The 8,671-nt window shown below is 71.9% G+C and carries 8 protein-coding genes and 1 riboswitch; of the genes, 3 read left to right on the top strand and 5 right to left on the bottom strand.

Annotation, left to right across the window (positions count from 1 at the left end; translation table 11 throughout):
* Positions 1-65: 65 nt before the first annotated feature.
* Positions 66-205, bottom strand: a riboswitch (cobalamin riboswitch).
* A gap of 145 nt (positions 206-350) precedes the next feature.
* The 3 genes from ACZ4N4_RS00340 to ACZ4N4_RS00330 all read right to left on the bottom strand — a co-directional run bounded on the left by ACZ4N4_RS00340 (position 351) and on the right by ACZ4N4_RS00330 (position 2,802).
* Positions 351-578 (bottom strand): hypothetical protein, encoded by a 228-nt coding sequence (locus ACZ4N4_RS00340; protein WP_450763067.1) that lies wholly within the window; start codon positions 576-578, stop codon positions 351-353.
* A 19-nt stretch (positions 579-597) separates the two neighbouring features.
* Positions 598-1,851 carry an inorganic phosphate transporter gene (locus ACZ4N4_RS00335; protein ID WP_467582784.1) on the bottom strand — a complete coding sequence of 418 codons (1,254 nt, stop codon included), beginning with the start codon at positions 1,849-1,851 and terminating at the stop codon, positions 598-600.
* A 174-nt stretch (positions 1,852-2,025) separates the two neighbouring features.
* A complete protein-coding gene (locus ACZ4N4_RS00330; protein WP_467582781.1) occupies positions 2,026-2,802 on the bottom strand; it encodes a lysozyme in 777 nt (258 codons plus the stop codon).
* 196 nt (positions 2,803-2,998) lie between these two features.
* Between ACZ4N4_RS00330 and ACZ4N4_RS00325 the strand changes: the two genes are divergently transcribed.
* The 3 genes from ACZ4N4_RS00325 (at position 2,999) to ACZ4N4_RS00315 (ending at position 6,950) form a co-directional block, all read left to right on the top strand.
* Complete coding sequence (locus ACZ4N4_RS00325; protein WP_453573830.1) at positions 2,999-3,733, top strand: class II aldolase/adducin family protein; 735 nt, start codon at positions 2,999-3,001, stop codon at positions 3,731-3,733.
* Positions 3,734-4,101: 368 nt separating this feature from the next.
* Entirely contained in the window at positions 4,102-5,229 is a 1,128-nt protein-coding gene (locus tag ACZ4N4_RS00320) for an alpha/beta hydrolase family protein (protein ID WP_467582778.1), read from the top strand.
* Between the two features lie 332 nt (positions 5,230-5,561).
* Positions 5,562-6,950, top strand: a complete 1,389-nt coding sequence (locus ACZ4N4_RS00315; RefSeq protein WP_467582775.1) for a hypothetical protein — start codon at positions 5,562-5,564, stop codon at positions 6,948-6,950.
* Positions 6,951-6,972: 22 nt separating this feature from the next.
* Here ACZ4N4_RS00315 and ACZ4N4_RS00310 read toward each other — a convergent pair whose 3' ends face one another.
* Together ACZ4N4_RS00310 and ypfJ are read right to left on the bottom strand one after the other, a co-directional pair.
* A complete protein-coding gene (locus ACZ4N4_RS00310; RefSeq protein WP_453573821.1) occupies positions 6,973-7,386 on the bottom strand; it encodes a VOC family protein in 414 nt (137 codons plus the stop codon).
* Positions 7,387-7,610: 224 nt separating this feature from the next.
* Positions 7,611-8,501 (bottom strand): KPN_02809 family neutral zinc metallopeptidase, encoded by an 891-nt coding sequence (gene ypfJ / locus ACZ4N4_RS00305; RefSeq protein WP_467582772.1) that lies wholly within the window; start codon positions 8,499-8,501, stop codon positions 7,611-7,613.
* Between the last annotated feature and the right edge of the window lie 170 nt (positions 8,502-8,671).

The following is an 8,671-nucleotide window of genomic DNA, read 5'->3' as shown; positions in this document are numbered from 1 at the left end:
TACTCAACCTCGAACGGCAGCCGCGCATGGCGATATGTCCTCACTCAGGGTGTCCACGCCCTGGTTCGACGAGACCGGCGGTGAGAGTTCCTGGCTCCCGGGGATTGCTACCCCGGTGACAGTGGCGGGACCGCGCCGGATTCACACCGGCTTCCTCTCTTGCCGCCGTACTTGGCTCCGGAAGTCCACCACGCCCCCGGAAGACCCGTCAACTTGCCGTTGACCTGCGAGGGGAGTGTGTGGGAAGGCCCACACCGGTGGTCCAGCGGGGCTCGTGGGACATGCCGAAGGCTCCTCCCGAGCGAGTCGGGGAGGAGCCTTGTCCGGCCGAGGTCAGGCCTTGGCCGGGATCAGGACTTGGCCACGATCAGATGGATGCCGTACGCCACCGCGGCCGCGCAGGCGGCGAAGCACAGGTAGGCGGCGGTCACGGCCAGGGCCGCGGAGTTGCCCTGGGCCACGGCGCGTTCGCGGGCGGAGAGGCCCTTGATGCCGAGGGTGAAGAGGGCCACCATGCCCACGGTGACCACGAGGCTGACGCCGAAGACGGAGCCGATGGCTGCCCAGTCGATGTTCATGTCGGTTCTTCCTCGGGGGTCAGACGGTCGCGGCCGGGTCGCTGGCGGCGACCGGCGCGGGTGACGGGGCGGGGGACGGGATCGTGGCGGTGAGGTCGTCGGCCACCGTGCCCGCGGGCGGCGGGGTCACGGCGGCCATCGCCGCGGTCACCACGCCGGCCGGCTCCGTGCCGTCGGTGTCGTTGACGTTGGCGCTGTCCACGACCTCGCGGCGGGAGAGCTTCCAGATCGTGGCGCTGGAGGCGACGAGGAAGACGGCGACGACCGCCGTGCCCCAGTCGCCGAGGTCCGTCACGGACTCGGCGAGCGCGCCGACGACCGCGGCCGCGGGGAGGGTGAGCACCCAGGCGATCATCATGCGGGTCGCGGTGGACCAGCGGACCGTGCCGCCCTTGCGGCCCAGGCCGGCGCCCATCACGGAACCGGAGACGACGTGCGTGGTGGAGAGGGAGAAGCCGAGGTGGGAGGAGGCCAGGATGGCGGTGGCCGCGCTGGTCTGGGCGGCGAAGCCCTGCTGCGGCTGGAGGTCGGTCAGGCCCTTGCCCATGGTGCGGATGATCCGCCAGCCGCCGATGGAGGTGCCGAGGGCGATGGCGAGTCCGGCGGAGAGGATGACCCAGGTGGGAGGGTTCGAGCCGGGGGCGATGGAGCCGCCCGCGATCAGCGCGAGGGTGATGATGCCCATCGTCTTCTGCGCGTCGTTGGTGCCGTGCGCGAGGGAGACCAGGCCGGCCGAGGCGATCTGACCGGCGCGGAAGCCCTTGCGGGTGGCGTTGTCGTCGGCGTTCTTGCCGATCGCGTACGACAGGCGGGTGGAGAGCATCGCGGCGAGGCCCGCGACGACGGGGGCGGCGACCGCCGGGAGCAGGACCTTGGTGACCAGCACGTCGCCGTGGACCGCGCCGAGGCCGGCGGAGGCGACGGTGGCGCCGATCAGACCGCCCATCAGGGCGTGCGAGGAGCTGGAGGGCAGACCCACCAGCCAGGTCACCAGGTTCCAGAGGATCGCGCCGACCAGGGCGGCGAAGATGACCTCGGGGCGGATGCCGTTCTCGTCGACGAGGCCCTTGGAGATCGTGTTGGCGACCTCCACGGAGAGGAAGGCGCCCACCAGGTTGAGCGCGGCCGACATGGTCACCGCGATCTTGGGCTTGAGTGCGCCGGTCGAGATGGTCGTGGCCATCGCGTTGGCGGTGTCGTGGAAACCGTTCGTGAAATCAAACGCGAGTGCGGTCACCACCACAATCGCGAGGATCAGCGAGAAGTTTTCCATTTACCCAGACAATCTTTAGAGGTCATCGGCCGTTGGACCGTAGGCAACCTGGATGAACGGAAGGTGAACTGGGATGGTCACTGTGGTGTCTGAGATCGACTTCAGGGTATCCGCGCGCGGGAACGGGCGAAGCCGCCGTCCCGTCTCCGGTCCGGCGGCTCAGTCGCCCGTTGGTCAGTAGCCCTTGGCGAACGCCTTCAGTCGGCTCGCCGACCCGTTGAAGAGATTCTGGTCACCCGGCAGGCTGCCGCTGTTGTCGTACTGCCAGAAGGTCCACCGCGACCACCCGGCCGGCAGCGCGCCGGCGTCCGCCGAGCCGTGGCGGGCGATCCACAGGGCGTGGTTCGCGGCGAAGGCGCCGCTGCCGCCGGTGCAGAGGTTCCACCAGTGGGTGGTCGTGTAGATCACCGGCCGCCGGCCGGTCTCCCGCTTCAGTTCGTCACTGAAGGACTTGATCCACTCGACCATCTTGGAGTGGCTCAGCCCGTAGCACCTGTGCTTCTTGTCGTACGGGTTGTACTCGACGTCGAGCGCCGGCGGCAGTGTCCAGCCGTCCGCGGTCCAGGTGCCGCCATGGCTCACGAAATACGCGGCCTGCCGAGCGCCCGACGACGTGTCCGGCAGGGCGAAGTGGTAGGCGCCCCGCATGATTCCGGCCTCGCGTGAACCGTTGTACTGCCGGCCGAAGTACGGGTTGCGGTAGGTGGTGGACTCGGTCGCCTTGACGTATACGAACCTGGCGCCTTTCGCCCTGGCGCCCGCCCAGTCGACGTTCTTCTGGTGCGAGGAGACGTCGTGCCCCTTAGGCGGGCTCGCCGCGGACGCCGGCGTCCCGGCGAACGCGGTCGCAGCCCCCGCGAGGGCGAGAGCGGCCACGGACGCCGCGAGGGCGCGGGCGTGATGACGGTGGCGGTGGCGGTGATGGTGCGACGCGGAGCGGTCACGGGCCATGTTTCCCCCCGGAATGGCGACGTGTACGAAAAATCGTCCAGAGATTATTGGAAGATCGGCGTATGATCGGCGATCTTCGGCCAAGCCTTGAAATGGTGCCCTTTGTGGGGATTTGCGCTCTACTGAATACGGGGTGTCCGGCCTAAAGTGCCCTGCCGTACAAGCCGGTTGGGGCACCGCCTGACAGGATCGGGGCATGGCTGAGCAGCGGCGGGACGACCGTGACGGACGGGATGGGCGCAGCGACGCACCGGGTGTGTCGGAGCCACGGAGGCGGGATGTACGCGCGGAGGAGGCGAGCGCCTGGCGCGAGCTCGTCGTCACCGCCCGCCGCACCGTGACCGACGGACTGGTCGTCGGCACCTCCGGCAACGTCTCGGTCCGCGTCGGCGACACCGTGCTGGTCACGCCGTCGGGCGTGCCGTACGACCGGCTCACCCCCGACGACGTGACGGGCGTCGACCTCTCCGGTCGCCAGGTGCTGGGCGCCCTGGTCCCGACCAGCGAGCTGCCGATGCATCTCGCGATCTACCGCGGCACGGACGCCGGTGCCGTCGTGCACACCCACGCCGTGCACGCGACGGCCGTCTCGACGCTCGTCCCGGAGCTTCCGGCGATCCACTACATGTCCGCCGCGCTCGGCGGTACCGTCCGGGTTGCCCCGTATGCGACCTACGGCACCGACGAGTTGGCCGAGAACATGCTCCGCGCCTTGACCGAACGCTCCGGCTGCCTCCTCCAGAACCACGGCACGATCACCTACGGCACCACCCTGACCCAGGCCTACGACCGCACGGCCCAGCTGGAGTGGATGTGCCGCCTGTGGCTGACGGCGTCCGCCGTCCCCGGCCTGACCCCGAGCCTGCTCTCACCGGAACAGATGGCGGAGGTGGGGGAGCGCCTCCGGGGCTACGGCCAGCAAAGGCGATAGCCGCCTACGGCCCGGCCTTCGGCGTCATCCTCGTCGGGCCCCTCGCGTCCCGCCCGTTGGGTTCTTCGCGTCCTGCTCGTCGGGTTCTTCGCGTCCTGCTCGTCGGGTCCCTCGCGTCCCGCCCCTTGGGTTCTTCGCGTCCCGCCCGCCGGCCCCGACGGCGCTCTTGGGTTCCTCGCGTCCCGCCCCGCGCTTCGGGCTTCTTCTTTCCGTGCTGCTCGACTCTTTCTCCGCCGCGAGAGCGCCACGCCACGACGTACGTCCCCGGCGGTGCCGAACTCACCGCGCCCCCGTCGAAGGCTTCGCCCGCGGGACAAACGGCCCCGCCTCCACTGGCCGCCGTCCCGCTCCGCCCCGACACTGGACAGGTGCGCCCAGTCAAAGTCACGGCCGCCGCGGTCGGTGCCGTACTCGCCGCCGGCGCGGCCAGCGTGGCCGCAGGGCGGTTCGCCAGTGACGCCGCGCTGAAGGCGCCGCCGGGCCGGCCCCTGCCCACCGAGCCCCAGCTCACCGTGCACGGCAGCACGGTCGGCCGCATCACCCTCACCCGGGACCTGGCCTCGCTGCGCCCCGGCACCTACGGCCTGGCCGGCGACGGCTCGCACGCGGTCGTCGGCGCCGTCCTGGAGTCCGCCGCGAACACCCCGGACACCGTCGTACGGCGGCTGGAGAGCGTGACCCACGGCACCCTCGAAACCGGCGACAAGGTCTGGCTCACCCCCAACGTCCACGTCGGCAACCCGGGCGCGGCCCTCGGCCTGGACCACGCCGACATCGACCTGCCCGGCGAACTCGGGGCCCTGCCCGCCTGGTTCGTGCCCGGCTACCGGGACACCTGGGTGATCGCGGTGCACGGCCTCGGCACCACCCGTGAGCTCCCCATGAACGTCATGCGGTTCCTGCACGGCCGGCGCCTGCCGGTCCTCGCCCTCGCCTACCGCGGCGACCTCGGCGCCCCGCGCCCCCCGGACGGCCTGAACCACCTCGGCGAGAGCGAGTGGCGCGACCTGGACGCGGCGATCCGCTACGCCGTCCGCTACGGCGCCCGCCGTGTCGTCCTGTACGGCTGGTCCACCGGCGCCACCATGGCGCTGCGCGCCGTCGCCCACTCGGCGCTCCGCGAGCGCGTCTCCGGGCTGGTCCTGGACTCGCCGGTGCTCAGCTGGGAGGCCACCCTGCGCGCCCTGGCCCAGGCCCGGCACGTCCCCGAGCCGCTGCTGCCGCTCGCGGTGCGCGCCGCCCAGGGCCGCGCCGGCCTGCACGCCGACCACGTCGGCGACCCCGTCGACCCGGATCAGCTCACCGTGCCCACCCTGATCGTCCACGGCCCGGACGACACGGTGGCCCCCTGGGTGTACTCCCGCCGGTTCGCCGCACAGCGCCCCGACCGCATCGCCCTGCACACCGTGCCGGACGCCCCGCACGGCGCGATGTGGAACGCCGACCCCGAGCGCTACGAGGAGCGGCTGCGCCGATTTCTCACGCCTCTGATGTGATGCCCATTTATGTCTCCTCTCATATGACATGACGCGCTTGGCATGATTTTCCCCGCACCCGCGGCCCTTCCCCGGCCTCGCCCCGGCGCAAGCCGGAGGCCCCGATTCCAGTCGGTCCCACGGGTTCCGTTTAAGGCCGTACCACTGGCCTGAACATGTCTCCTCGCCTCCCCGCGGGTCCCGTGCGTTGGCCAGCCCCGTCGCCCGCCGTGACATTCCGTTTGGGTTTTCGGACCGTCAACCGGAAGACTGCACCCGTGACGTCCCGTATCCCGCGCGACTCAAGGCTTCGACTCGTCCGAACGCGACCCCTGGCCGCAGCCCCCCGAGCGATGAACCAGCGGCCCGCGCGTCGCCCCGCACCCCGCCCACCCGAGGGCACCCCGGCCCCCGCCGAGCTGGCCAGAATGGCACGGTCCGGGCTGGCCGGAGCGGCCCGAGTCGCCCACTGGGCCGACACGGCCCTCGGTCCGGGCAGCGACGGCGCGACCGCCGACGGCAAGGCCACTCTCTCCGAGGCGTCCGCCGAACGCGCTTCCGGCGATCTGGGCCTGACCGTGGCTCAGATCCGCGCCGACTGGGACACCGCCCGGCTTGCCGGCCTGGTCGAGGTGCACGGCGACAGCGCACGCCCCGGCTGGCGCCTGCGCGCCTGGGACCGCGACGACAGCGCCGTGCTGCGCGGCTGGGTCGCCCTCTTCGACGCGTGGTCGCTCGCCCATCCGGAGCCCGCGGAGTTCGAGGCCGCCGCAGTCGCCGAGGTCGTCTCGGCCATGCCCCAGGTGCTCTCCTTCCTCCAGCTGTCCGCCGGTCCCGTCCCGGTCGAGCAGCTCCTGGACCTGCTGCGACAGCGGGTCACCGAACTGCGCACCGAGCGCTGCGAGGTCCCCTACGAGACGGAGGCCGGGATCGGCTCCGCCGTGCCCGCCGCCAGCGTGCCCGCCGCCCGCGCCGACCTGGCGGACCGCGCACCGGCCGACGACCCCGCCCCCGCCGAGGACGCCGAGCTCGCCCCCCTCCTCGACTGGTCCCTGCACGCGCTCGCCTCCGTCGGCGCGCTGACCTACGGCGTCGGCCAGGCCACCCTCACCCCGCTGGGCAGCTGGGCGGTCTGGGTCAAGCTGGAGCAGATCTGCGTGGCCGCACAGAGCCCCGCCGGGAACATCGAGGTCGCCGCCGAGGAGATGCTGCGCGGCTGCGCCCAGCTCCGCCCCAACGCGGCCCGCGCCGAGTACCGCGCCTGGCTCGCCGCCCGCCCCGTCGGCAGCGCCGTCGCCGAACTCGTCGCCGCCGCCCGTGGCGAGGACGCCCTGCTGCGCGGTCTCGCCTTCGAGGCGCTGCGCGTGGTCGGCGCCCCCGCCGAACCGGACGTCCGCGCGGTCGTCGACGAGCCGACCCTGCGGCCGTACGCCCTGCTGTGGCTGGCCGAGCACGACGGGGCCGACCCGGAGGACGCCCACGAGGTGCTCACCCGCGAAGAGGCCACCTGGCTCTGGGTGGACACGGCCGCCGCGGTCGCCGACCACGGTGAGGCGCCGATGCTGGTCCGTCATCTGGAGTCGGCGCTGCAGCCCACCGTCCCCGCCCTGCTCGACGAGGTGCGCGCCGTCGGTCACCCGCGCACCGTGCAGGTCCTGGTCGCCCTCGCCGCTGCCCACCCCGACCCGGCGCTCGCCAAAGCCGTCCGCCGGGCCGCCTTCCAGGTGCACACCGGCGGCTGACGGCGGAGGCGGGGCGGGCAGGTCAGCCCGTTATCTCCGGGGCGTAGGTGCCGAAGCTCCAGACATTGCCCTCGACGTCCCGGGCCATGTAGTCCCGCGAGCCGTAGTCCTGGTCCGTCGGGGGCATCAGGATCTCCGCGCCGTGGTCCACGGCCCGTTGGTGGTGTGCGTCGACGTCGTCCACGACGATGTACACCCCGGTCGGGCCCGCGCCCTCCATCGCCGCGTCGAAACGGCCGCCGCGGCCCTGGGAACCCAGCATGATCGCGCCGTTGCCCTGCACCAGCTCGGCATGCAACACCATGCCGTCCTCGCCCTCGTACACCGACAGCTCGGTGAAGCCGAAGGCCTCCGTGAGTTGCTTGATCGCCGCCTTCGCGTCCGCGTACAGCAGCGACGGATAGATGCTCGGCCGTCCGCCGGTCGTGCCTGCCATGCCGATCACTCCCCTTGTGTGCCGGTCCCCCGAAAGCCGTCGTCCGGTCTGCTGCACAGTCTTGCACCCGGCACTGACAACGCCCCCGGCCCGCGCTGCCGGCGCCGGCCAGGGGGCAGCGGCTCAGCGGTCCATGGGGCCATCGGTTCATCAGTTCATCGGAAGGTGTGGCAGTAGCTCGTCGGAAGGTGTGGCAGCAGTTCATCGGAAGGTGACGCGCCGGTTCACCGGAAGGTGTCGCACCGCGCCATGTCCCCGGTCCGGTACCCCTGGTAGAACCACTGCTGGCGCTGTTGCGCCGACCCGTGCGTCCAGGTCTCCGGCGTCACCCGTCCCTGGAACCGCTCCTGGATCCGGTCGTCGCCCACGGCCGCCGCCGCGTCGAGACCGTCCCGGATGTCGGCGTCCGTCAGGCTGGTGATCAGGGGCCGGCCGGTCGACTCGTCCTTCGTCGTCGTCGCGTGCCGCGCCCACACCCCGGCGTAGCAGTCGGCCTGGAGCTCCACCCGGACCGCATTGCTGTTCACGCCGGTCAGGTTGTCCTGCGACCGGCTCAACGTGCCCATCAGGTCCTGCACATGGTGCCCGTACTCGTGCGCCACGACGTACGCCTGGGCGAACGGGCCGCCGCTCGCGCCGAACTCGGACCGCAGCTCGTCGAAGAAGCCGAGGTCCAGATAGACCCTGCGGTCGCCCGGGCAGTAGAACGGCCCGACCGCCGAGGTCGCCGTACCGCACGCGGTGCCGACCCGGCCGGTGAAGAACACCGTCGGAGCGTTCGTGTAGGTGCCCCGGCGCTGCTGGAACTCCTGCTTCCAGAAGTCCTGCACGCTGTTGACCACCGCCACCATCCGGCAGTCGTCCTTGGTGTTCGCGTCCCGCCCGGTACGGCAGCTCTGCTGCACCTGCGCCAGCGAGGAGGAGGCGGGCGAGGGCGAGCTGTCACCGGAGGAGAGGCCGAGCTGGTCGGGGCCGACACCGAAGAACAGGGCCAGGAGCAGCGCGATCAGACCGGCCAGGCCGCCGCCGATGGTCGCCTTCCCACCCGGCACACGGCTGCCGCGCACGTCCTGGACCTCGGAGGTGTCCAGGTTCGCGTCGTCGTCGAACTGCATGGGGCACCGCCTTCCGCTCGCACCGTCCCTGCCTCCACCTTGCGCCATCCCGGCGGGCACTTCGCGCCGATGGACCGGCGAACGCCCGATCGGGCGACGTCCCGTCCCGCCCCCGCGTCACGCCCGCCCCCGCCTCGCGGCCATGACTACGCTCTGCGCCTGACCCATGC

Source organism: Streptomyces sp. NPDC026538, assembly GCF_055567535.1.
The sequence above is the reverse complement of the archived record's forward strand: the minus strand, read 5'-3'. Positions and strand labels throughout refer to the sequence as shown.